The following is a 25,042-nucleotide window of genomic DNA, read 5'->3' on the forward strand; positions in this document are numbered from 1 at the left end:
GGAGGCAGTCCGAAATTCCCGAAACCGGATATTTTTCGGTATCTTGTGCCATCAATCCGACATTTTTTCGATGACGAAGACCTACATAGCGTTTCTGGTCCTGCTCCTGACAACAGCCCTTCCCGGATCGGCGATCAATCCCTACCGGCGGTACGATGTAAGAAACGGACTGTCCGACAACAGCGTGAAGGACATCTGCCAGGACAGTCGAGGCTACATGTGGTTTGCCACGAAAGACGGCTTCAACCGGTTCAACGGCTATCGGTTCGACGTTTTCGGCTCGTCGTTCTCCGGCGAGCACCTCAACATCGATGTCATTCTGCCCCATTCGGACGGAATCCGCATTTGGCTGGGGTGTACCGAAGCCCTCATGCTTTTCGACCCGCGAGACGAGAGCCTAACGCGGCTCGACGCCCGGAATAGCGAAGGGAAAGGCATCGAAAATTGCATCAGCCTGCTGTACGACCCACTGGGCGACCTATGGATTGGAACCGACGACGGACTGTTCCGCTGGAACGAACGCATCGGCCGCCTTTTCCACTACGAACTGGAGGAGAACGGTGGCAGCACGTATCGCGGCATCCGCACCATCTTCAAAGACAACGGCGACGAGATCTGGGTCGGGACAACCACCGGACTCTACCGCTACCACCGCAAAACCGATCGCTTCAGCCCGGGCATGAAACCCAAGCCGGAGAGCTCCCTGCTGGGAGACAACGAGATCACGGCCATCGTCGAAGCCGAGGAGGGGAAATTGCTGATCGGCATGCAGAACGGCTACCTCGGCGAGTTCGATATCCTCACGAACCGGTTCACCGAGTTTCCAGCCATCGACGCCGAGGGGAGGAAACTCTCCGTTACGCGTATCCACACGATTTTCCGACGGGACATGAACCGCTACATGATCGGTTCGGACAGCGGCCTCTTTTTCTTCAGCCGCAAGAACGGCGTCTGGTCGGTCTCCGGAGACGACCTCGCAGACGAAAGCATCTACCGGTGTTTCCGAGACCGCGAGGGCGGCATCTGGATCGGGACTTATTTCTGCGGTGTGAACTACCGTTCGCCCCGGCAAAGCGAAATTCTGTGGTACTACGACGACGGCCACCCGGAGTCGCTCGACGGCAATGCCGTGAGCCAGTTCTGCGACGATGGCCGGGGAGGTCTCTGGATCGCAACTGAAAATGGAGGTCTGAACCATTTCGACATCCGCAACCGGAAATTCACCAACCACACGATCCGGAGCCACAACAACCTGCATGCCCTCTGCATGGACGGGGACGACCTACTGATCGGCACCTTCTCGCAGGGGCTGGACCTGATGAACCTCCGGACCGGAAAGGTCATCAACTACCGGAACATTCCAGGAGATTCCACCTCCTTGTGCAACGACTATGTTTACGTCATTTTCCGGGCGAGTGATGAAACCCTCTACGTAGGGACGATGTCCGGCATGTGCACCTTCGACAAACGCCGGAGAAAGTTCTCCCGGGTGAAAATTACCGAGGGGAAATTCATATACGACATCGCCGAGGACACCGGGGGCAATATCTGGGTCGCCAGTAAGGTGAGCGGGATATACCGCTATTCGCCCAGCGACGGGACCTGGAAAAACTATCATCACGACGAACTCGATCCACATTCGCCCGCCACCGACAGGTACATCCGGGTCTACGTTGACACCGGAGGGCAGGTCTGGTTCTGCGGCGAAAGCGCCGGTATTTGCCGCTACGATCCTCTGACGGATGGTTTCGAGAACTTCGGTACCGACGACAACCTGCCGAACGGCATCTACTACGGCGTGTTGGACGACAGAGCGGGCAACCTGTGGCTCTCCTCCAACCAAGGCATCCTCAAATACAACCCTCAGCTGCACACCTGCGCGCGCTACACGATCGAAGACGGACTCCAGAGCAACCAGTTCAATTTCCGGTCATCGCACAAGACCGGGGACGGAACATTCTTCTTCGGAGGAATAAACGGCTTCAACTGTTTCTCGCCGTTCAATATCTCGGTCAACAAGGTCCAGCCGGAGATCGTCATTTCGTCGGTCCGCATGTACCGGACTGACAGTTTCCCGGTCGGTTTGGAGCGGCATATCCTCCCCGACGGAAACCTGCGCATTCCCTGTAAAACGATCTCCTTCGATATCGATTTCGAGTGCCTGAGCTACGTGGCGCCGGGGCAGAACCGCTATGCGTGGAAACTGGAAGGGCTCAACAGCGACTGGGTCTACACCGACCAGCACTCCGTGTCGTTCATGAAACTGCCTGCGGGCCGCTACACCTTCCGGGTGCGGGGTTGCAACAACGACGGCTACTGGAGCAATGCGACCCGCAGCCTGGAAATCAGTGTCCAGCCCCATCCTTTCCTGAGTCCCGTGGCGAAAAGCGTCTACTTCATCCTGATTGTACTGATGATCGTCGGTGTAGTCTGGGGTATTCTCCGACGGCAGAACGAGAAAAAAGAAAAAGACCTCATACAGGCCAAAATGGCGTTCTTCACACAGGTGGCGCACGAAATCAAGACACCAGTCACGCTGATCAAGTCCCCACTCGAACGAATCATCGAAACCGGGAAATGGGACAGCGCTGTAACCGACAACCTCAACCTCATGAAACGGAATGTGGACCGACTGCTCGAACTTATCCGCCAGCTGCTCGATTTCCGGAAAGTGGACAACGAGGGGTTCCGACTGAACTGCCGCGAAACCGACATCAGCCTGCTGGTCGAAGAGACCGTTGCGCGGTTCCGCAACTCGACCGAAAAAATCGCCATCCGTACGGACTGCCCCGACGCGCACGTCCTGTTCTATGCCGACAGCGAAGCCTTCACCAAGATCTTGAGCAACCTGCTCGCCAACGCCCTGAAATACGCCCGCTCGACGGTCGTGGTCGCCCTCCGCATCCTAAACGACGACCGGGGACGAACGCTCCGGCTCTCGGTCCGGGACGATGGGGATGGCATCCCGCCCCGCATCCAGGAAAAGGTGTTCGACCTCTTCTACCAGAAGAACCCCGATTCGGGCAAGGGCTTCGGAATCGGATTGAGCCTGGTGAAACTCCTCGCCGAAAAGCACAACGGCCGGGTGTATGTCGATCGCCACACCATCTCGGGCTGTGAACTTACGGTAGAAATCCCGGATTCCGGAGAATCTGCAAGGGGGGGGGAAATCAGCATCCCCGAACCAGCTGAAGAACCAGCCGATAACCCGGAAGCGAAGCCTTTCCACATCATGATCGTAGAGGACACTCCCGACCTGCGGGAGTTCCTGGTCAAGAATTTCGAGGACATCTATGATGTCCTTTCGGCGAAAAACGGCGCCGAGGCCCTCGCCATCCTCGAAAAACAAGCGTGCGACCTGATCATCAGCGATGCCTTGATGCCCGAAATGGACGGTTTCGATTTGCTGATGAAGGTCCGTAACGACGAAATGCTGTGCCACATCCCGTTCATCCTACTCTCGGTGATAGACTCCGTGGACTCGAAGATCAAGGGACTGGAATACGGGGCCGACGTTTATATCGAAAAACCCTTTTCGCTAAGTTACGTCAAGGCGACGGTGGAGAGTCTGCTCGAGAACCGGAAACGGGCTTTCCGCCACTTTGCGTCGCGGCCGAATTTTCAGTATGAAAAAGATGACATGGGGCGCAATGACCGGGAATGGCTGAACAGACTGACCGGTATCATTCGAGAAAACCTCACCTGCGAAACACTCTCGGTGGACTTGCTCGTGGAGAAAATGGCGTTGAGCCGCTCCAGCCTGCAACGGAAACTGAAAGGGCTGACCGGAACTTCTCCCAACGAATACATTCAGTTGGTACGGCTGAAAGCAGCCGCACAGTTACTTCGCACCGGCGAATACCGGATCAGCGAGGTTTGCTATTTGACCGGATTCAGCAGCATGTCGTGGTTCGCAAAATGTTTCACGAAACAATTCGGCATGCGCCCGAAAGATTTCATCCAGCAGCCCCAGAACGAAGCATAATGTCTCGTATACAATGAATCAGAATGACTTTTTTGCACTTAAACATCCATTCCAAAGGTTGCTGCCAATTCCATTTGCAATATTTTTTCGATCGAGGCTATACTCATCGGATCGTCATTCCCGACATCGACGGATATAAGACCCTTAAAGGAGAGTTGCACATACACACCGTCTTTTCGGACGCATCAGTATGGCCTACGACCCGCATTGACGAGGCTATGACGGAGGGACTGGATTTTAATCGTAATGAACGGTCACAGAGCCGTTGATACTGCTTGCCGATATTGGTTTTGATATTTTCCTGCTTCTCGTTGATGCGCTGTTCGAGGCTTTTACCCGTGGCCTTGCATCCCAAAGACCGGAACGAACCGAAAGTTTGCAGTTGAACTGCGACATCGTACCGTTGATCGCGATACGGCCTATAAAATATAAGAACTTGAAAAACAAATACTTCAATGCGAAACAAAGCATTTCGGGCAGGTAACAGAGAGTACACGACTTACCGTTAAACCTGCCCGAATTTGCAATTTTATTGCTCGGAGCATATGCAGAAAAGAGAATTAAATACCTCTGCACTTTCCCTTACCTACCAATACCGAACCTTGCAAGGGTCCGCTGCATTTCGAATTACGAGGCGCGGACGGCTTATTGCCCGGGGTATGTTAAGTTAATGTTAACAATGAGTTACGAATCCGTTTCATCGGAAAAAATGGCGTAAATTTGTTCACAATTTGCACTAAAACCCCAACATGAGCGAAATTTACACCGTCATTGTCGGCATTCTGGGCATTCTGGCTATTTCCGGTCTTTTCGTCGGCGTCACGAACGACGCAGTCAATTTCCTCAACTCCGCCATCGGCTCCAAAGCCGCCTCGATGAAGGTCATTCTTACTGTAGCTTCGGTCGGCATCATCATCGGCGTCGTCACGTCGAGCGGCATGATGGAGGTCGCCCGCAGCGGCATGTTCAACCCCGGACTGTTCACCTTCCACGAAGTGATGATGCTCTACCTGGGCGTCATGTTCGCAAACGTCATCCTGCTCGACCTCTACAACTCGTGGGGACTCCCGACCTCGACCACCGTGTCGCTGATCTTCTGCCTGCTGGGAGCCGCAATCGCCGTGTCGATCTACAAAATCTCCAACGACCCCGCGCAGGGCGTCTCCTCGCTCGGACAATACATCAACACCTCGCGCGCCATGGGTATCGTTTCGGCCATCCTGCTGTCGGTCGTCATCGCCTTCACCTGCGGTACGCTGGTCATGTACATCTCGCGCATGATCTTTTCGTTCCGCTACACGGCGGTGTTCCGCCGCTACGGCTCGCTCTGGTGCGGCGCCTCGCTCACGGCGATCGTCTATTTCGCCGTCTTCAAGGGGCTGAAATCCATCCTCGCCCACAACACCTTCGTCCAACTGATCGACAGCCACCTGCCGACAGCCCTGTTCATCTGCTGGGTCGTCTGCTCCCTGCTGCTGTTCTTCATCCAGCGGTTCAAGATCAACATCCTGCGCATCACGATCCTGTCGGGAACGTTCGCCCTGGCGCTGGCCTTCGCGGGCAACGACCTGGTGAACTTCATCGGCGTGCCCGTCGCCGGATTCGACGCCTACTCCATCGCCCGGGAGACGGGAGACACGCAGATGCTCATGGGAGCCCTGAACGAGAACGTTCCGGCCAACTTCCTGATCCTGCTGGCCGCAGGCGTCCTGATGATCCTCACGCTGTGGACCTCGAAAAAGGCCATGCACGTCTCCGAAACCGAACTTTCGCTCTCGGCGCAGGACGACGGAGGCCAGCAGCAATACGGCTCGTCGGTCTTCTCGCGGACGATCGTCCGCGCGGCCCTCAACGTCAGCGCCGGCGTCGAGCGCGTGGTCCCCAAGCACCTGCGGGAGGCGATCTCGCGCCGTTTCGAATACGAGGATGTCGAACACAGCGGCGCACCCTACGACATGATCCGCGCCACGGTCAACCTCACGACCTCGGCCCTGCTGATCGCCATGGCCACGTCGCTCAAACTCCCGCTTTCGACCACCTACGTCTGCTTCATGGTGGCGATGGGTTCGTCGCTCGCCGACCGTGCCTGGGGCCGCGAAAGCGCCGTGTACCGCATTTCGGGCGTCATGACCGTCGTGGCCGGATGGTTCGTCACGGCGCTGGGCGGATTCCTCATCGCCTTCGTCGTGGGGCTGGCGCTGATCTACGGCGGAACGCCGGTCTTCATCGTCATCACGCTGCTCTGCGGCTGGATGCTCGTCCACAGCAACTTCCTCAAAAAGAACAAGGAGAGCAACATCGTCAAGGAGCAGGCCGAAACCAAAGAGGACATCATCGCCAACCTGCGCGACGAGGTGTGCCGCACGATGGAGTGCGCCACGAAGATCTACGACCGCACGCTGATCGCCGTCTTCAAGGAGAACCGCAAGGTCCTGCGCGACATGGTCAAGGAGTCGAACGACCTCTTCTACCAGTCGCGCGAACGCAAATATTCGCTGCTCCCGACGCTCAAGAAGCTCCAGGGCGGCGATGTCAACACGGCCCACTACTACGTGCAGGTGGTGGATTACCTCAACGAAATGACCAAGGCGCTGATGCACATCACCCGCCCGGCGTTCGAACACATCGACAACAACCACGAAGGGCTGTCGAAAGAGCAGGCCAAGGACCTGATGGCGATCAACGACGACGTGGAGTCGATCTACCGCCACATCAACCTGATGCTGCGCGACGGCGATTTCTCGGAGATCGAAACGGTGCTGACGATGCGCGACCAGCTGTTCGAGTCGATCGCCGACGCGATCAAATCCGAACTCACGCGCATCAACGAGGCCCGCTCGAACACCAAAGCCTCGATGCTCTACCTGACGATCCTGACCGAGACAAAGAACATGGTGCTGCAATCGCGCAACCTTTTGAAATCGCAGCAATATTTCCTCAAACACCTCACGGGGCCCAAAACCTGGATCAAGTAATGGACATCGCCAAATCGAAACGGCGGGAGAACATCGCCGAATACATTCTCTATCTGTGGCAGCTGGAAGACCTGCTCCGGGCGCTGCAATTCAGTCCCGAAGCGATCTTTTCGACGCTCATCGCCCCCCGCAAGGACATCGGCGAGGAGCAAAAGCATGTATTCCTGCTCTGGTACATGGACCTTGCGAACCTGCTCCGGCAGGAGGGCAAGGAGGAGAAGGGGCATCTGGAACACACGCTGCACCTGATTCAGGACATGCACGATCTGCACCTCCAGCTGATGAAACTCCCCGTGGGCGAGCACTACCGCGCCACCTACGCACATCTCGAACCCGAGCTGCCGCGCCTGCGCGCCGTACTGGGGAATCCGGGGATGAGCGACACGGAACTCTGCTTCCGGGCCCTCTACGCCGCCATGCTCTACCGCATCAAGGGCGAGGGCGGCAAACAGGCCGTCACGGACACGCTCGAATACATCTCCCCGGTGATCGCCGAACTGGCCGACATGTACGGCAAGGTCGAACGGGGCGAAGTGGACCTGTTCAAGACGGACGGGAAATAGAGAGGGTCGGCCGCGGCCAACCCTTCATCGTATCTCCAACCCCATGATATAATCGTTCATGTAGTAACCGCCGCCGATGGGGAAGTCCCCTTCGCGCAGCCGGCGCATGCCCATGCGTTCGTAAAAATGCAGGGCGGGATTGCGGCGGTTGACGTTGAGTTCCATCAGACAAGGCACGGATTGCACGCTCCGGATATACTCCACGGCGTGCCGGAAGAGGAACGCCCCGGCGCCGATGCCCTGAAAACGGGGCAGGACGTAGATTTTCTGCAAATGGAAAAGCGTCTCGCCCTGCCGTTCGACCGAAAGATAGCCGCACGGCTCGCCGTCAGACGAGGCGATGAACCAGACGTGGCCCGCACGGAACTGCTCCCGTAGGCTCGCGTCGGAGTACATCCACTCCATCATATAATCCAGCTGCGCGGGGGTCAGAATCTCGCGGTAGGTGGCCGGAAATGCCTCTTCCGCCATGCGGCGGATCAACGGGCAATCGGTTTCGGAGGCTTGTCGGATGGTAAGCATGAACAAAATCCAATTTTTGATTTCAGAGGGACAAATTTTGTGCTTCGGGAAGCGGAACGAAGCAGGAGCATACAGAAGTATGTGACTGTTTCGGCCCGCGAACGAAGTACGAAAGGTGCCCTGTAAAACCGGAAATGAAAGAAGGCCGGCCCTTAATAGAGCCGGCCTCAATTCTTCTCCGCAGAGAAACTAAGCGTACTTGAACGTCGATTCGTCCGATACGGTCAGCTTCTTGCGACCCTTTGCGCGGCGCGCAGCCAGCACCTTGCGACCATTGGCCGTAGCCATACGAGCGCGGAAACCGTGCTTGTTGATACGCTTGCGACGCGAAGGCTGGTATGTTCTCTTCATTGCCATAGCTATATAGTTTTTATTGTTTCAGACATTTTTACGGATTGCAAAAGTACAACAAAAAAGTTATCCGCAAAAGTTTTTCACGAAAATATTTCGAAAAGCCGGACAAAAAGCCCGAAATCTCACGAACTTCGGTGCCGTAACGGTGCCGTAACGGCACTTTTAGAAAGCCGGAACGTTTTGCCGGACCGCCCGCAATTTTGTTTTGCATCCTCCCGGCTTTTTACTACCTTTGGACTCGTAACGATACTCTAACTTATGGCCATATTCAAAGTCGAAGGCGGACACCGTCTCCACGGAGCGATCACGCCCCAGGGCGCCAAGAACGAAGCTCTGCAAATACTCTGCGCCACGCTGCTGACCCCCCAGCGGGTCGTCGTGCGGAACATTCCCCGGATTCTCGATGTCATGCAGCTCATCGAACTGCTGCGGCGCATGGGCGTCGTCGTCGAACAACTCGCGGAGGATGCCTATGCCTTCTGCGCCCGAGACATCGACTTCGAATACCTCCAGTCGGACGACTACCGCCAGCGCTGCACCCGCCTGCGGGGTTCGGTCATGCTGATCGGCCCGATGCTGGCGCGCTTCGGCGTGGGATACATCCCCAAGCCGGGCGGCGACAAGATCGGCCGCCGCAGGCTCGACACCCATTTCATCGGATTCCAGAAACTCGGCGCGAAATTCAACTTCGACGTTGCCGACGAGTTCTTCATGGTCGAGGGCCGGGAGCTGCGGGGAACCTACATGCTGCTGGACGAAGCCTCGGTGACGGGTACGGCCAACATCATCATGGCCGCCGTGATGGCCCGGGGATTCACGACGATCTACAACGCTGCGTGCGAACCCTACATCCAGCAGCTGTGCAAGATGCTCAACCGCATGGGCGCCCGCATCTCGGGCATCGCCTCGAACCTGCTCACGATCGAGGGCGTCGGCGAACTGGGCGGCACGGAACATACGCTGCTGCCCGACATGATCGAGGTGGGCAGTTTCATCGGCATGGCCGCGATGAACCGCTCGGAGCTGACGATTCGCAACGTGTCGTTCGAAAATCTCGGCATCATCCCCGCACAGTTCGCCCGCATGGGCATCCGGTTCGAACAGCGGGGCGACGACATCTACATCCCCCAGCAAGACCATTACAGCATCGAGACGTTCCTCGACGGGTCGATCATGAACATCGCCGACGCCCCGTGGCCGGGACTGACGCCCGACCTGCTTTCGATCTTCCTGGTGGTGGCCACACAGGCCAAGGGCGCCGTGCTGATCCACCAGAAGATGTTCGAAAGCCGCCTGTTCTTCGTCGATAAGCTGATCGACATGGGGGCGCAGATCATCCTGTGCGACCCCCACCGCGCCACGGTTATCGGCCACGACCATCAGATGCGCCTTCGGGCCACGCGCATGACCTCGCCCGACATCCGTGCGGGCGTGGCGCTGCTGATCGCAGCCATGTCGGCCGAAGGAGTCTCGACGATCCAGAACATCGACCAGATCGACCGCGGATACAAGGACATCGACGCACGCCTGAACGCCCTCGGAGCCCGGATCACCCGCGTGGACGAATGCGACTCCCTTAAGACGGGAGGATTATAAATAAAGGATTCTTACAGCTTATGTTTTTGGAAAACGCCAGCCGCAAAGGCTGGATCGAAGTTATCTGCGGCTCGATGTTCTCGGGAAAGACCGAAGAGCTGATCCGCCGCCTCAAACGGGCCAAACTCGCCCACCAGCGGGTCGAGATCTTCAAACCCCGCATCGACGTGCGCTACTCCGAGGAGGAGGTCGTGTCGCACGATGCGAACGCCATCCGCTCCACGCCGGTCGAATCGCCGCAGAACATCCTGCTGATGACCTCCGACGTCGATGTGGTGGGGATCGACGAAGCGCAGTTCTTCGACGACAGCATCGTGGACGTATGCCGCCAGCTGGCCAATAACGGCGTGCGGGTGATCGTCGCGGGACTCGACATGGACTACACCGGAAAGCCCTTCGGCCCGATGCCGGCGCTGATGGCCACGGCGGAGTACGTCACCAAGGTGCACGCCATCTGCGTGCGCTGCGGCAACCTCGCCCACCATTCGCACCGTCTCACCAGCGACGAGAAGCAGGTGATGCTGGGCGCCCAGGACTCCTACGAAGCGATCTGCCGCCACTGCTTCAACAAACTGACCGAAAAACCGTAGCCGTCGTCGGTCGGCGGCCGCTCGCGGAAACGCCCTACGCAGAAAATTCCCTGAAAATCCGAAAAAACATCCGACTTTTTTGGATTTTCATTTTATCTCACTATATTTGTCATACAAATAGGATTATTCAGTCTATTATTAAAAAAACTTATGAACGCCCATACCATGATCAAACTCTCCGGACTCATTCCAGCCGTATTCACACCGTTCGACAAGAGCGGCGCAATCAACCTCCCGCAAATCCGGCCCTATGCCGACAAACTCGCCGCCGACGGTGCCGACGGCGTATTCGTCTGCGGTTCGACGGGCGAATGCACCTCGATGACCGTCGCCGAACGCAAAAGCGTCCTCGAAGCGTGGGTCAAAGCCGCCGCAGGCCGCATGCGCGTCATCGCGCACGTAGGCGGCACCTGTCAGGCCGACTGCATCGAACTCGCGCGCCACGCCGCCGGACAGGGAGTAGACGCCGTAGGCGCCATCGCTCCGTTCTATTTCAAACCCGCATCCGTCGAGGAGCTCGTGGACTTCTACAAGCCGATCGCCGCAGCCGTCGATCCGATTCCGTTCTACACCTACCACATGCCTTCGGTAACGGGCGTCAACCTGCCGATGAAGGAGTTCCTCGAAAAAGGCTCGCGCGCGATTCCCAACCTGAACGGCATCAAATTCACCTCGAATAACTTCATGGAGATGCTCGAATGTATCCGTCTCGAAGACGGGCGTTTCGACATTCTCAACGGTTTCGACGAAATGCTGCTCTGCGGCATGGCCGCAGGCGCCCGCGGAGGCGTGGGCAGCACCTATAATTATTCGCTGTCCACCTACCGGAACCTTTACGACGCATTCCTCGCAGGCGACATCGAACGCGCCCGCGCCTTCCAGCAGGAATCGGTGGACATCGTGCACGTCATCATCCGTCACGGCGGCGGCGTCCGCGGCGGCAAAGCCATCATGAACCATCTGGGAATAGACTGCGGCGACTGCCGGCTGCCCTTCGCACCCTACACCGAGTCCGAGATGCACCAGCTGGGCGAAGAGCTCGACCGGATCGGCTTTGCGAAATAACGACACCCGCCAACCTCTTCCGACCTATGAAAAACCTGACACTGACCCTTTTCCTGCTCCTCGGCACGGCAGTTTCGACGGCCGGGGTCCCCGCGACGCAGCTGACGGAAACCGATGTCATCCGCTGGGACACCTCACTCAGCCTGCCGCAACTCGACGGGACGCCCAACATCGGAATAGCCGGTGTCTTTTCGGGACGTATCGACGGGAAACTGCTGATCGCAGGCGGCGCCAACTTCCCCGACCGCACCCCCGAGGCGAACGGAGAGAAACGTTATCACCGGGATTTATACCTCTACGACGCCTCCCGGGGCTGGCAAGTCATCCGCGACGCCCTGCCTGCACCCCGGGCCTACGGAATCTCGGTCACACTGCCCGAAGGCGTGCTCTGCATCGGCGGCTGCGACGCCTCGGACTGCACGGATCAGGTATCGCTTCTGACACTCGACGGCGACCGGCCCCGTTTCACGCCCTGGCCCTCGCTCCCGCGTCCCCTGGCCAATGCCGCAGGAGCTCTGGTCGGCCACCGCATCTACGTGGCCGGCGGCATCGAACAGGTGGGGGGGGGAACCGCCGCCACCCGCGACTTCTTCATGCTCGATCTCCACGACCGCGGACGCGGATGGCAGGAGCTGCCGCCGTGGCCCGGGCCGGCCCGGGCGTTTGCGGTAGCGGCCTCGCAAAGCGACGGATTCGACAACTGTTTCTACCTGTTCAGCGGCCGCGACTTCTCGGGCGATTCGCCCTGGACCGTTCACAAAGACGGGTACCGCTACAACCCGCGGCTCGGGAGCTGGGACCGCCTCGCAGGGGAATTTCCGGTCATGGCCGGAACGGCGGCGCCATTCGGCACCAATCACATTCTGCTGATCGGCGGCCGCAACGGAACCAATTCCGACGACCGGATGCTGCGGCTCTACCACACGATCACGGAAACCCTTACGGAAGTTCCTGTCTCCGATGAAATCGACCTTCCGGTCACGACGAACGTTCTCCCGGACGACGACGGCATCCTGATCACGAGCGGCGAAATCCGCCCGGGCGTGCGCACCCCCGTCCTGCTGCGGGGAACGCTTCAAAGCACCATCCACCGCCTGACGGGGCTCGACATCGGCGTCATCACCCTCTATTTCCTTTCGCTGGCCTTCATCGGCTGGTACTTCTCGAAAAACCAGAAGACCTCCGACGACTACTTCAAGGGAGGGGGACGCATCCCGTGGTTCATCGTCGGGCTGAGCATCTTCGGAACGGCGCTCAGCGCCATCACCTTCATGGCCATTCCGGCCAAAGCCTATGCCACGGACTGGAGCTACCTGCTCTTCAACTCGGGCATCGTGCTGGCCGTACCGGTCATCGTACTGCTGTTCATCCCCTTCTACCGCAGGCTCAATGTCACCACGGCCTATGAATACCTCGAAGCACGGTTCAATCCCCTCGTGCGCATCCTGTGCAGCATCGCTTTCATCCTCTTCCAGATCGGACGCATGGGCGTCGTGCTGCTGCTGCCGTCGATCGCCCTCAACGTCGTCACGGGTTTCGACATCTTCCTCTGCATAACCCTGATGGGCATCCTGAGCCTCGCTTATACGCTCATGGGAGGTATCGAAGCCGTGGCGTGGACCGAAGCCCTGCAAGTCGTCGTGCTCCTGGGCGCCGCCGTCACGGTGCTGGTCATCGTCTGCCTCCAGCTCCCCGAAGATCTCGGAACCATCGTCGCAACGGCCTCCGAAGCCGGGAAGTTCAACCTCGGATCGACGGCTTTCGACCTGCGTCAGCCGACCGTGTGGACCGTGCTGATCGCAACCTTCTTCACCAACATCACCACCTACGGCACCGACCAGACCATCGTTCAGCGCTACCTGACCACCGCCACCGAACGCGAAGCCCGCAAAGGCGTCTACGTCAACGCCGCACTGACCATTCCGGCCACCATCCTCTTCTTTCTGGTGGGCACGGCGCTGTGGGCCTTCTACCGCCACTATCCGACGGAGCTGAGCATGGCCGTCCGCGACAGCGACGCCATCCTGCCGTGGTATATCAGCACCCAGCTCCCGTCGGGCGTACTGGGACTGATCATCGCCGGCCTGTTCGCCGCCGCCATGTCAACGCTCAGCAGCAGCATGAACTCCGCCGCAACGGCTTTCGTCACGGACATTCACCGCAAACTCAGCCCCGCGGCACGCGACGGCCGCGCGCTACTGCGCACGGCACGCCTCTCCACCCTCGTACTGGGGCTCGTCGGCGTAGGATTCGCATTGATGATGGCTTCGTGGGAGATCAAATCGCTGTGGGACGAATTCTCGAAGATCCTCGGCATCCTGCTCGGCGGCCTGGGCGGATTGTTTCTGCTGGGCCTCACCACCCGGCGCGCCAATACGTTCGGCGCCCTGTGCGGCATCGCGGCCAGCATCGTCGTGCAGATTCTCGTCGCCCGCAGCGGGTATGTCAACCTGCTGCTCTACTCCACGACCGGATTCCTTTCGTGTTTCATCGTCGGTTATCTGGCGAGCCTCTGCGCACCCCGCAGCGACCGCGACACCGATTCGCTGACCATCTACGGAAAACGAAAACCCCGGACATAACCCGGCCGGAACCGCTTCTTCACAGGCATATTTGTCTTATTAAACAAATGAATAACAACCAACCCTATATCATGCAACCAAAAATTTCCGCCAAATGAAAAACTCTACTACCAAGAGGCGTTTCGACTCCGGATACGGAGGATGGAGCGTCGCATCGAGATGCCTCCTCTGTCTGGCGTTTCTGCTCGCAGGCATGAGCGTCTGGGCTCAGACCCACCGTCTGACGGGCCGGGTCACGGACGACAAGGGCCAGGCCGTCGTCGGAGCCTCGGTCATCGTCAAAGGCACGACCCAGGGCATCACCACGGACTCGAACGGCAGCTTCGCACTCGACCTGGCGAACGGCGACATCACGCTGGTCGTATCGTTCATCGGCTACCGGACGCAGGAGGTCGCCATCCCCCGTTCGCAAAACCGCATCGACATAGAACTGGCTCCCGAGTCGATCGCCGTGGACGAGGTCGTGGTGGTCGGCTACGGCGAACAGTCGCGCCGGTCGGTGACCTCCTCGATCGCCAAACTCGACGGAGAGGCGCTGCAAAACATCCCGATTTCGACCGTCGGCGAAGGTTTGAAAGGCAAGATCGCCGGTCTGAAAGTCACGCAGACCAACTTTTCGCCCGGCGGCGGATTCTCCTACCAGATCCGCGGCGGCTCATCAATCAACGGCTCGAACTCCCCGCTCGTGCTCGTTGACGGCGTCGAACGCGACTTCTCGGCCATCAACCCCAACGACATCGCCTCGATCGACGTGCTGAAAGACGCCGCGTCGTCGGCCATCTACGGAGCAAAGGCTTCGAACGGAATCATCCTCGTGACCACCAAGCGCGGCGGTTACAACAAGGCTCCCCGCATCACGTTCGAGGCCAACTGGGCCTGGCAGGACACCGAGACCGAAATCGAATTCCTGAACGCCCGCGAATACATCGAGGTCGTCCGCACGGCTGTCGCCGAATACCTGAGCATCCCTTCGCGTGCATCCGACGCCCTGAGCTACCTGAACGGAGCCCACTCGGCCGGTGTCGGCAACAAACCCAACGGCATCTTCTCGACCCGCTATTACGATCCCGCAACGGACGTGCTGCCCGCCGGATACAGAACCATGCCCGACCCGATCAATCCCTCGAAAACGATCATGTACCGCGACACCGACTGGCAGGACCTGCTCTATAACGGCGCATGGTGGCAAAACTACTACCTGGGAATCGACGGCGGCGGCGAACGGGTCCGCTACTCGGCCAGCCTGGGATACACCGACGACGAAGGCGTGGCTCTCTCGACGGGCTACAACCGCGTGAACTTCAAGAGCAACCTCGACGCCAAGATCACCAAGCGGCTGACGGCCAGCTTCGGCGTGGATTTCGCCCGCACCGACACCGAAGCCTATGCCAACCAGCGCAACACCATCTCCCGCGCGCTGGCCAATCCGCCGACGATGAACGCCTACTACGAGGACGGCACGCCGGTCGAGGGTTACAACTCCTCGTCGCAAACCCCGCTCTTCTACGACAAATACTACGACCGGAGCAACCAGAAAAACTACCTGTCGCTCATCGGAGGTCTGAGATGGGAGATCATCGACGGCCTGACGGCCAACGTGCAAGGTTCGTTCTTCCGCACCGACTCGAAGACCAAGCAGTTCATCAAGGCCAACGTCTTCGACGCCACGCGGAAATCGTCGTGGGGCCAGACCATGACCGAACGCCAGAAGCTCGAAGCCTACGTCTTCTACAAGAAGACGTTCGCCGAAAATCACAACTTCTCGATCATGGGCGGTTATTCCTACCAGAAACGCGACTACGAAACGGTCAGCGTGGCCGGATCGGGCGGCACCTCGGACAAGGTAACCACCATCAACGGCTCCTCGGTCTTCGAACCCGACGACATCACCTCGTCGGAGCAGGCCGAATGCCAGATCGGATTCTTCGGACGCCTCAACTACGATTACAAGGGCAAATATCTGCTGACGGCCACCTTCCGCGAGGACGGATCGTCGAAATTCGCCAAAGACGACCGCTGGGGCTTCTTCCCGGGTATTTCGGGCGGCTGGGTGCTGACCGAAGAGCCCTGGCTCAACGGCATCCGCCAGCTGAATTTCCTCAAACTGCGCGCCAGCTACGGTTCGACCGGAAACAACGCCTCGGTGGGGATCTACGACGCCTACGGTTCCTACGGCGCCAGCTACATGTACAACGGAAATTCGGGCATCAAACCCTCGGAGATGCCCAACGAGAGACTGCAATGGGAGACCTCGAACCAGCTCGACATAGGCATCGAAGCCGGCCTGTTCAAAAACCGCATCTACGTAAGCGCCGATTTCTTCGACAAGCGCACGCGCAACCTGCTCTACGAACAAAAGCTGCCCAACACGACGGGCTTCTCGAAGTTCTGGACCAACCTCGGCAAAGTCCGCTTCTGGGGCTATGAACTGGAACTGACCACCCGCAACATCGTGAAGAAGAATTTCAGCTGGGAGTCGAAACTCGTGCTGAGCTACCAGCAGAACAAAGTGCTCAAACTGCCCGACAACGGGATCGACAAGAACCGCACGGGCGGCATCGCCCTGGGCGACGGCACGTTCTTCGGCGGCATCGCCGAAGGCGAACCCCTCAACCGCTTCTACGGCTATGTCGCCACGGGCATCATCGAGACCGAAGAGCAGGCCGCCAACGCCAACTACGACGCCCTGTCGCGCCTGCCCCAGAAAGGCGCCAAACGTGTCGGCGACTACGAATGGGCCGACCGGAACGGCGACGGACAGATCACCACGGCCGACAAGTTCTGTCTGGGAGTCACCGTCCCACCCTTCACCGGCGGTTTGCAGAACTCGTTCCGGCTCAAAAACTGGACCCTGTCGCTCTATCTGGACTGGGCCACGGGACACTCGATCTTCGACGAATCCTATTCGCGCTACTTCTACGGCACCTTCACCAACAACTACGCGCTGGCCAAGGATGTGCTGAAAGCGTGGAAAAAGCCCGGCGACAAAACCAAGTACGCCAAGTTCTACGCCAACGACTCGAACTGGGGCAACGACAACTACAACCGCAGTCCGACCAACACGTTCACCTACAAGGGCGACTACCTCTGTCTGCGCGAAATCACGCTGCAATACTCGCTGCCGTCGAAACTCTTCACGAAAGTCGGCCTGAAAGGCGTCACGCTGACCGTATCGGGCAACAACCTCTGCTATCTCACCGAGGTCAAGGGCATTTCGCCCGAAACGGGAGCTTCGACCACCTACGAAGGATCGGGCGACAACGCATACTACAACTATCCCCCGATCCGCCGCTTCTCGTTCGGCGTACGTCTGATCTTTTAATTCAACTTCAAGCAAGAACCGTCATGAAAAACAGACTCATACAATTCGTGCTGCTCGCCGCGGTCTCAGCGGGTTCCGCTTCGTGCCTGGGCGACATGGACATCATCCAGAAAAGCAAGATCACGACTTCGAACATGTGGCTCGACGAAGGCGACGCCACGGGAGCCCTCTACGGCATGTACCACCAGTTCCGCGCAACGTTCCAGACCGCCATGATCTACTGGGGCGACTACCGTGCCGGAACCTTCACCAACGGAGCCGGCGGCTCGGGATCGGCCGACAAGATGTTCAACAACGCACTCGACAGCAGCGAAACAAAAGGCACCAACTGGGGATCGAGCTACACGACGATCAACAACGCCAACCTCATCCTGCGCCACGTGCCGGGAATCGCGTTCTCGGACGAAAACCAAAAGAACCTCATCCTGGCCAACGCCCATTTCGTGCGCGCCTACACCTATTACAACATCGCCCGTGTATGGGGCGACGCACCGCTGCTTCTGGAGGGTTTCGAGTCGAGCGACAACGACCTGCAACCTTCGCGCAGCGACGCGGCGCTGATCTACGAACAGGTCGCCCGCGACATCGACGATGCGCTCCGCCTGATGCCCGCATCGGCCGCCGACTGCACCATCGCCACGCGCAGCGCCGTGCAGATGCTCAAGGCCGACTACAATCTCTGGCTCTACCAGACCCGCGAAGGCGGCGACGACGCACTCACGGCCGCCGACGAAGCTCTGGCCGAGGTGTTCAAGGATTCACGGCTCGACCTGATCGGCTCCTATGCCGACATCTTCGACATCACGAAAAAGAACAATGCCGAAATCATCCTCACGCTCCACTTCGGACAGGGCGAATACGAAGGCGGCTACGCCGAGACCTATCTCATCCCGCAAACCCGCTTCCACTCGGCCAGCGAACATATCGAAACGCACGTCAAGCTGATGACAGCCAACGACCAGCGCTTCATCTTCTCGCCGAGCCTCGTGGAGCTGCTCTACAAGGACGAACGCGACACCCGCACCCCGGTCAGCTACGGCGACTGGACCGACGAAGAGGAGGGTTACCGCTACACGTGGGTCAACAAGTTCGCCGGCAAGTGGGCCGACAACAAGCGCTACTTCATCTCCGACCTGCCGCTCTACCGCTATGCCGAAGCGCTGCTCTTCAAGGCCGAGATCGAGAACGAACGGGGCAACGTCCCGGCGGCGCTCACATACCTCAACCGTGTCGCCAAGCGGGCTTACGGCATCGACAACTATTACACCGCCTCGGACTACCACAGTTTCAAGGAGTCGCTGATGACCGAGTATCTGAAAGAGTTCGCCGGCGAAGGCAAGAGCTGGTGGAACTACATCCGCCTGGGCTACGCCTTCACGAAGATCGAATCGCTCCGCGGCCGCCAGAACGAGACCAACATCCTGCTGTGGCCCATCACGACCGCCTGCATGAACGAAAATCCGAATATCCGTCAAACGGTAGGTTACAACTAAAAAACACGCCACGATGAAAACCAGAATACTGAACCTCCTACTTCCCGTGCTGGCCCTGACGGCCGCCGCCTGCGGCGACTCCTTCGAGTTCGGCACGCCGACCCACGATCTCGACGAAGGGACCGACCTTTCGGCCGGGACGACACAGGTGCTGTGGAAAAACAAGGGAGCCGTCTATCCCACCAAACGCATCCATAACTTCCGCATTCCGGGGCTGGTCCGGACCCCGCACAAGCTGATCGCTTTCTGCGAGGCCCGCGAAGAGACCGGCTCGACCAACAAGGACGGCGGCGACATCGACCTGGTCTACCGGGTCTCGACCGACGACGGCCAGACCTGGGGCCCCTCGCAGGTACTGTTCGACGACGAGGACAACACCTGCGGAAACGCCTGCGCCGTCTGGACCGAAAGCGGCCGTCTGGTGGTGTTCTGCTGCTGGGCGCGCACCGGAACCACCGAAGCGAAATTCAAAAGCAACTACTTCTCGTTCGAGGAGTCGCAGAGATACCACAACCACGTGGTCAGTTTCTACTCCGACGATGAGGGCGCGACCTGGTCGGGGCCGTTCAAGTGGTTCACCGAAAACCGCAATTCGGACCCCGACCGCTACCTGTGGACAGGCTTTTTCAAAGCGGGCCCCGGACACGCCATTCAGTTGAAGACCGGCGAACACAAGGGACGCATCCTCGTCGGCTGCGATCATAAATATCAGGTATTCGGCGGAACGGCCGTGCCCGCGGATTCGGAGGATGAAAACTACTACGGTTCGCACGTCGCCTACTCCGACGACAACGGCGAGAGCTGGCACATGCTCGAACTCGACGAAGAGCTGCATTACGGCAACGAGTGCGTACCGGTCGAACTGTCCGACGGCCGCATCTATCTCGATATGCGCAGCACGGGAGTCTACAAAAAGCAGCGCGGCTGGAGCGTCAGCGAAGACGGCGGCATCACCTGGAGCCGTTATACACCGAACCCGCTGCGCACGGACCCGGGATGCCAGGGGTCGATCGTAAACTACAATACGAACGGCGTTCCTTCGTCGGTCATCCTGGCCAGCAGCAACAACAGCACGACCCGCGACCATCTTTCGATCCGGGCCAGTCTGGACGACTGCGCCACCTGGAAAGAGGACGTTTACCAGATCACCGGCGGCAAATCCGGTTATTCGGACATGGTCGTCTTCGACGACGGCAGCGTCGGCATACTCTATGAAAACGGACCGACGCATTACAGCGAGCAGATCTCGTTCCGCAGGATTCCGGCAGCGACGATCGCAAAATACATCAACGAATAAACCCTCCGAGTCATGAAAAAACGAATCATAAGCCTCCTCTGCGGGCTCCTCGCCACGGCATGCTCCCCCAATCTGCACGACGAGAACAGCGTATTGGAGAACAACCGGCAACAGGCCGAAATGAGCGTCGAAGTGCAGGTCAACGGTACGATGATCTCGACCCGCTCGGCCGCTTCGGCCGAAGAACGGGCCGTCACGAGCTACGACATCTATATTTTCGACGTTACGACCAATGCCCTGCAATACTACAAGCAGGGAATCGTTCCCGCAGAACCGGAAAAGATCGCCGGAACACAAAACTACCGCATCGGCAGCGAGCAGATCGTGCTTCCGACCTCGGGGCAGAAACATGTCTTCGTGCTGGGCAATGCCGGCGGCAGCGTCACGCTTCCGACACTCGTCACGCTCGACGAAGCGACCGAAAGCGCCCCGGCCACGGCGCTCGACGATTTCCGCAGCAGCGTCGTCGTGACCCCTGCCGGACCCAAAGCCCCGGCAGCCCCCTTCGTCATGGCCGGCACGACCTTCATCGCCAGTGCCGCCAACGCCCATGTGCCGGTATGTCTGGCCCGGACCGTCGCCAAAATATCGCTTCGCAACCCGCTTCCCGGAGAGATCGTCCTCTCGGATGTCTCCGTTTCGGGAGCCTCGGCGAGCGTCTATCCTTTCGTAAAGACCATTTCGGTCGATCTGCCGACCGCCGACTACACCGCAGCCGCCGATCTCGCTGCCGGCGAAGAGGCCGGGGCTTTCTACCTGCTGCCGGCGGCAGCCAACCAAACGGCCGTCACGGTGAAAGGCACTCTCTCGGGGAGCGACTTCGTCTGCAAGACCACGCTCGCCAGCACCCTCTACGCCGACTACGACTACAAACTGACGCTTCGCAACCGGGGCGGGGAAGTGACGGCCGTGCTGTCGCCCGATTTCAGCGGAGCGGCCGAGGTGGACGCCATCCAGATCACGGGCGAATGGCTCTCGGACAAGAACACCGTGACGCTGCCTTTCACCCCCGAACCGAACTACGGCTTCACGATCGGCTACATCCTCAACATCGACGGAGCGGCCGAGATCGGGACCATATCGGAAGACTGGTACGACGCCGTCATCGTCAAGGAGGGCACCATCCGTATCCGCACGCTGAAAGAGAATCCCGGCGAAGACCGGACGGCATCGTTCGCCGTCAACGCCGGCAGTGCGACCTGCAATGTCAAGGTCGTCCAACAGGGTCTCGCAGGCATCAAGACGATCAAATTCGGCGATCTGGAATGGATGGACCGTTCGATCGGCGCCACGCTCAGGGCCTCGCAGGCTTTTGCCAACGACGTGCGCAGTTTCGGCTACCTCTACCAGTGGGGCCGCACGATGCCCTTCCCCGCAACCGGCGACGTGGAGACCGTATCGACGCAGATGACGCCCGCAGAGGCTCTCGCCAGCCCGGCGTTCATCGCCTACACGGGCGAAACGCAAGACTGGAACTCCCAGGGTGTCGAAGGCTCCTTCGACCAATACTGGGAATCCGTCACGCCGAATCCCTGCCCCGCCGGATGGCGGCTGCCGACCTACGAGGAACTGGCCGGAGTCATGCCCTATCGCAACAACGCCTTGATCTTCGCAAACGGCCAGCAAAAGGCGGCCGAAGTGCTTCCGAACGGAGTGACGCACCCCTATGTAGGTTTCGGATCGGGAGCCATCACGACGGATACGGAGACCATGTTCCACTCGGGCATCAAACAAAAGGGCACGGCCGATGCCTGGTACGTCCGCTATCTGTGGATCAACAAAGGCGGCACGCAGACCACGACGCCGCCCTCCTACACCAAGACCCATGAGAAGGATACACAGAATTACATGACGGGCGGCGAAAATATCCTGCGCATCGACCGGCTCAAAGCCGACGCATCGGCCGACTTCCCCAAGGTGGCGGACGCCCGGAATTTCTGGACGGAGCATGAAACCGATCCCGGCGTGGAGACGCTGATCTTCCCCTGCGGCGGACGCCGCGACGCCACGGGAACCGTGGTGGAATTGAACAACGCCGCATTCTACTGGTCGCGCTCGATGTTCACGGGCGGGGACAACCAATATTCGAAGACGGCCACGACCTATGCTTCGGGACTGCTCTATTTCCGTCCGGCAGGCCGTTATACGTTCCAGTACGCTCCGGCTATCGGCACGGCCCAGGTTCATGCCGACACCGAGGACCTCGGCTACCGCAATCAGGCGATGCAGATCCGCTGCGTGAAAGAAAAATAAAAAACCGGACCGGTCGGAGGGAGACGCCCCGAAGCGTCTCTCCCCGGCTCGTTCCGCTCACCGAAACGAAAATGAAAAAACTGCTCCTTTTAACCGCGCTCTGCGCCGCCTGGTGCGCGCAGGCACAGAAGCCCAACATCGTGGGCCGGGTCACCTGCAAAGGGAAACCCGTCGCCGGAGTCGTCGTCTCGGACGGCGAACTGGTCGTCCGGACCGATTCCGACGGACGTTACGAAATGTCCTCCTCGAAACCCTGCGGATATGTGTTCATGTCCATCCCCGGAGGCTACGAAACGGCCGCCGACGGTCTGATCCCGCGCTTTTTCGGTTACACGACCCATTGCGACCTCGACGTGATCGATTTCCAGCTCGAAAAACGCAGCAACGACAACTTCACGCTCTTCGTCTCGACCGACACCCATCTTCGGGGCGACCCCGAAGAACTCGACCTGCCGCAGTTCCGCAAATGGTACCTGCCCGACATCTCGCGTGAAATCGAGCGCACCAAAGGTCCGGTCTATTCGCTCCATCTGGGCGACATGACCACCGACATCATGTGGCACAAGAACGACTTCGCGCTGCGCAAGTACCTCGACGTGATGAAAACCTATCCTTCGCCCGTCTTCCACATCCCGGGCAACCACGACAACGAGCGGTTCGTCGATCCGGAGATTCCCGACGCGCAGTGGGACAGCATCGCACAACGCCCTTACCGCCAGATCATCGGTCCGAACTACTACTCGTTCAACCTCGGAAAGGTGCATTTCGTCATGCTCGACAACATCATCGTCCGCAAGGGAGCGCTCAAAAACGGCCGGCGCCCCTCCCGCAACGACTATCAGCTCGACGAACGCCAGCTCCGCTGGCTGGGCCGCGACCTGGAAACCGTAGGCAGCGGCACTCCGCTCGTCGTCTGCATGCACGTACCCGTCGCCGACTGGACGGGCATCGGCAGCGACGGCACCCCCGAATTTGCGGCCAAAGAGAGCCAGCAGGCCATGTACGACCAGATCATGCCGCTGCTGGCGCGGTTCGACGACGTACGCTTCCTGACGGGGCACAACCACCGGTTCATCAACATCCCGCTGACCGACCGCATTTTCCAACACACGCTCGTCTCGGCGTCGGCCGTGTCGTGGAAGATCAACGGCCCCGAAAGCCGGCTGGTGAGCGAAGACGGCTCACCCGGCGGCTACCTGATCCTGCGTTACCGCGGCGGCCGCGCCGACTGGCAGTTCAAACCCAACGGCTACCGGGCCGACCGCAACCAGTTCCGTGTCTACGACCTGAACCGGGTTCCCGAAGAGTTCGGCGGCCAGCCGGGCAGCAACCGCTGTCTGATCAACGTCTACAACTGGGACGAACGATGGACGGTGCGCGTGCGCGAGAACAGCCGCGACCTGAAAGTCGAGCAGGTGTGGGCCAAAGACCCGCTCTACATCCTGATCCGCCGCGATGCGCTGCCCACGCGCCCCACGGCTTTCCGCGCCGTGGCCAATCCGCACATGTTCGCGGTCGAAGCCTCGGCCCCGGACACGCCGCTCGAAGTGACCGTCACGGACCGTTTCGGCCGCAAATACCGCCAAACGGTCGAACGCCCCAAGCGATTCGACTGGCGGACGGAATGACGAGCCGGAGCGATCCGGACCCGATTTGTCCGAATAATTTGACATGACAAAAGAAATAATTCGTATCTTTACGGAAAATTACCGCAGATGGAGGTACTGAAACTGGACAATCGCAACACCACGCTCGTCGATAGCGTCGAAGAGAGCCTGATCCGTTTTTTCAAGGAGAAGGGCCTGCGCCCGGGCAGCAGCATTCCCAACGAAATCGAACTGGCCGCATCGCTGGGCGTCGGGCGTCCGGTCCTGCGCGAAGCGCTGAGCCGTTTCAAGATGACCGGCATGATCGTTTCACGCACCAAGAAAGGCATGATTCTGGGCGAACCGTCGCTGCTCGGCGGCATGAAGCGCTGCATCAATCCGCTGTTGATGAACGAATCGACGCTGCGGGACATTCTGGAATTCCGCATCGCGCTCGAAATCGGCATCAGCAACAACATTTTCAGCAATCTCACCCCGCAGGACATCGAAGAGCTGGAACAGATCGTCGAGATGAGCCAGGTGATCGGCAACAACAAATACGCCCCCATCAGCGAGCACCGTTTCCATACGAAGCTCTATGAAATCACGGGCAACCGCATCATCTCGGAGTTTCAGGACATCATCTACCCGGTGCTGGATTTCGTCAAGGAGAAATACCGCGACTTCTTCGAACCCATCGAGCAGGAGCTTATCCAGAACAGCGAGCTGGTCACCCACCGTCATCTGCTGGAATACATCAAACGCGGCGATCTCGAAGGTTACAAACACGCCATCGTCGAGCACTTCAAGCTCTACACGATCTACCTCGAACGCCACAAACGGTAAACAACCCGGCCAC

The 25,042-nt window shown here is 59.1% G+C and carries 16 protein-coding genes and 1 pseudogene; 13 read left to right on the forward strand and 4 right to left on the reverse strand.

Features of this window, described 5'->3' with window-relative positions; all coding sequences use genetic code 11:
• Positions 1-70 precede the first annotated feature (70 nt).
• The gene (locus WMO46_RS02705) at positions 71-3,985 is read left to right on the forward strand and encodes a two-component regulator propeller domain-containing protein (RefSeq protein ID WP_349093734.1); all 3,915 of its coding nucleotides are present in this window, start codon (positions 71-73) and stop codon (positions 3,983-3,985) included.
• A gap of 250 nt (positions 3,986-4,235) precedes the next feature.
• Here WMO46_RS02705 and WMO46_RS02715 read toward each other — a convergent pair.
• Positions 4,236-4,456, reverse strand: a pseudogene (locus tag WMO46_RS02715) (hypothetical protein); the annotation flags it as partial.
• A 278-nt stretch (positions 4,457-4,734) separates the two neighbouring features.
• Here WMO46_RS02715 and WMO46_RS02720 point away from each other — a divergent pair.
• Entirely contained in the window at positions 4,735-6,960 is a 2,226-nt protein-coding gene (locus WMO46_RS02720; RefSeq protein WP_129651273.1) for an inorganic phosphate transporter, read from the forward strand.
• Positions 6,960-7,523, forward strand: coding sequence for a DUF4924 family protein (locus tag WMO46_RS02725; RefSeq protein ID WP_019151720.1), 564 nt, complete (start codon positions 6,960-6,962; stop codon positions 7,521-7,523). Before WMO46_RS02720 ends, WMO46_RS02725 begins: the two co-directional genes overlap by 1 nt.
• 24 nt (positions 7,524-7,547) lie before the next feature.
• On the opposite strand, the gene WMO46_RS02730 is transcribed toward WMO46_RS02725, so the two are convergent.
• From WMO46_RS02730 to WMO46_RS02740, 3 genes are all read right to left on the reverse strand, one after another.
• On the reverse strand, positions 7,548-8,045 hold the full coding sequence (locus tag WMO46_RS02730) for a GNAT family N-acetyltransferase (RefSeq protein WP_129651271.1): 498 nt from the start codon (positions 8,043-8,045) through the stop codon (positions 7,548-7,550).
• Between the two features lie 189 nt (positions 8,046-8,234).
• A complete protein-coding gene (gene rpmH, locus WMO46_RS02735; RefSeq protein WP_010261331.1) occupies positions 8,235-8,396 on the reverse strand; it encodes a 50S ribosomal protein L34 in 162 nt (53 codons plus the stop codon).
• Positions 8,397-8,433: 37 nt separating this feature from the next.
• A complete protein-coding gene (locus tag WMO46_RS02740) occupies positions 8,434-8,610 on the reverse strand; it encodes a hypothetical protein (RefSeq protein WP_349093735.1) in 177 nt (58 codons plus the stop codon).
• 47 nt (positions 8,611-8,657) lie between these two features.
• Here WMO46_RS02740 and murA point away from each other — a divergent pair, with 47 nt between their 5' ends.
• The 10 genes from murA to WMO46_RS02790 all read left to right on the forward strand — a co-directional run bounded on the left by murA (position 8,658) and on the right by WMO46_RS02790 (position 25,029).
• On the forward strand, positions 8,658-9,995 hold the full coding sequence (gene murA, locus WMO46_RS02745; protein WP_019151722.1) for a UDP-N-acetylglucosamine 1-carboxyvinyltransferase: 1,338 nt from the start codon (positions 8,658-8,660) through the stop codon (positions 9,993-9,995).
• Positions 9,996-10,015: 20 nt separating this feature from the next.
• A complete protein-coding gene (locus WMO46_RS02750) occupies positions 10,016-10,585 on the forward strand; it encodes a thymidine kinase (RefSeq protein ID WP_129651269.1) in 570 nt (189 codons plus the stop codon).
• A gap of 150 nt (positions 10,586-10,735) precedes the next feature.
• Positions 10,736-11,650, forward strand: coding sequence for a dihydrodipicolinate synthase family protein (locus WMO46_RS02755; protein WP_276714936.1), 915 nt, complete (start codon positions 10,736-10,738; stop codon positions 11,648-11,650).
• A 26-nt stretch (positions 11,651-11,676) separates the two neighbouring features.
• A complete protein-coding gene (locus tag WMO46_RS02760; protein WP_242493147.1) occupies positions 11,677-14,232 on the forward strand; it encodes a sodium:solute symporter family protein in 2,556 nt (851 codons plus the stop codon).
• 94 nt (positions 14,233-14,326) lie between these two features.
• Entirely contained in the window at positions 14,327-17,554 is a 3,228-nt protein-coding gene (locus WMO46_RS02765) for a SusC/RagA family TonB-linked outer membrane protein (protein ID WP_349093736.1), read from the forward strand.
• 23 nt (positions 17,555-17,577) lie between these two features.
• The gene (locus WMO46_RS02770) at positions 17,578-19,047 is read left to right on the forward strand and encodes a RagB/SusD family nutrient uptake outer membrane protein (protein WP_349093737.1); all 1,470 of its coding nucleotides are present in this window, start codon (positions 17,578-17,580) and stop codon (positions 19,045-19,047) included.
• 13 nt (positions 19,048-19,060) lie between these two features.
• Positions 19,061-20,344, forward strand: coding sequence for a sialidase family protein (locus WMO46_RS02775; RefSeq protein ID WP_278818072.1), 1,284 nt, complete (start codon positions 19,061-19,063; stop codon positions 20,342-20,344).
• Between the two features lie 12 nt (positions 20,345-20,356).
• Positions 20,357-22,597 carry a fimbrial protein gene (locus WMO46_RS02780; protein ID WP_349093738.1) on the forward strand — a complete coding sequence of 747 codons (2,241 nt, stop codon included), beginning with the start codon at positions 20,357-20,359 and terminating at the stop codon, positions 22,595-22,597.
• Between the two features lie 71 nt (positions 22,598-22,668).
• Positions 22,669-24,225 carry a calcineurin-like phosphoesterase family protein gene (locus WMO46_RS02785; protein ID WP_349093739.1) on the forward strand — a complete coding sequence of 519 codons (1,557 nt, stop codon included), beginning with the start codon at positions 22,669-22,671 and terminating at the stop codon, positions 24,223-24,225.
• A gap of 87 nt (positions 24,226-24,312) precedes the next feature.
• A complete protein-coding gene (locus WMO46_RS02790) occupies positions 24,313-25,029 on the forward strand; it encodes a FadR/GntR family transcriptional regulator (RefSeq protein ID WP_129651256.1) in 717 nt (238 codons plus the stop codon).
• Positions 25,030-25,042: the final 13 nt, after the last annotated feature.

This window comes from Alistipes intestinihominis (genome assembly GCF_040095975.1).
GTDB classification, from domain to species: domain Bacteria; phylum Bacteroidota; class Bacteroidia; order Bacteroidales; family Rikenellaceae; genus Alistipes; species Alistipes senegalensis.

Excerpts from the sequence above, each read along its gene's own strand:
- WMO46_RS02705 (WP_349093734.1), top strand. The coding sequence starts at position 71 with ATGACGAAGACCTACATAGCGTTTCTGGTCCTGCTCCTGACAACAGCC.
- WMO46_RS02720 (WP_129651273.1), top strand. The coding sequence starts at position 4,735 with ATGAGCGAAATTTACACCGTCATTGTCGGCATTCTGGGCATTCTGGCT.
- WMO46_RS02725 (WP_019151720.1), top strand. The coding sequence starts at position 6,960 with ATGGACATCGCCAAATCGAAACGGCGGGAGAACATCGCCGAATACATT.
- WMO46_RS02730 (WP_129651271.1), bottom strand. The coding sequence starts at position 8,045 with ATGCTTACCATCCGACAAGCCTCCGAAACCGATTGCCCGTTGATCCGC.
- rpmH (WP_010261331.1), bottom strand. The coding sequence starts at position 8,396 with ATGAAGAGAACATACCAGCCTTCGCGTCGCAAGCGTATCAACAAGCAC.
- WMO46_RS02740 (WP_349093735.1), bottom strand. The coding sequence starts at position 8,610 with ATGCAAAACAAAATTGCGGGCGGTCCGGCAAAACGTTCCGGCTTTCTA.
- murA (WP_019151722.1), top strand. The coding sequence starts at position 8,658 with ATGGCCATATTCAAAGTCGAAGGCGGACACCGTCTCCACGGAGCGATC.
- WMO46_RS02750 (WP_129651269.1), top strand. The coding sequence starts at position 10,016 with ATGTTTTTGGAAAACGCCAGCCGCAAAGGCTGGATCGAAGTTATCTGC.
- WMO46_RS02755 (WP_276714936.1), top strand. The coding sequence starts at position 10,736 with ATGAACGCCCATACCATGATCAAACTCTCCGGACTCATTCCAGCCGTA.
- WMO46_RS02760 (WP_242493147.1), top strand. The coding sequence starts at position 11,677 with ATGAAAAACCTGACACTGACCCTTTTCCTGCTCCTCGGCACGGCAGTT.
- WMO46_RS02765 (WP_349093736.1), top strand. The coding sequence starts at position 14,327 with ATGAAAAACTCTACTACCAAGAGGCGTTTCGACTCCGGATACGGAGGA.
- WMO46_RS02770 (WP_349093737.1), top strand. The coding sequence starts at position 17,578 with ATGAAAAACAGACTCATACAATTCGTGCTGCTCGCCGCGGTCTCAGCG.
- WMO46_RS02775 (WP_278818072.1), top strand. The coding sequence starts at position 19,061 with ATGAAAACCAGAATACTGAACCTCCTACTTCCCGTGCTGGCCCTGACG.
- WMO46_RS02780 (WP_349093738.1), top strand. The coding sequence starts at position 20,357 with ATGAAAAAACGAATCATAAGCCTCCTCTGCGGGCTCCTCGCCACGGCA.
- WMO46_RS02785 (WP_349093739.1), top strand. The coding sequence starts at position 22,669 with ATGAAAAAACTGCTCCTTTTAACCGCGCTCTGCGCCGCCTGGTGCGCG.
- WMO46_RS02790 (WP_129651256.1), top strand. The coding sequence starts at position 24,313 with ATGGAGGTACTGAAACTGGACAATCGCAACACCACGCTCGTCGATAGC.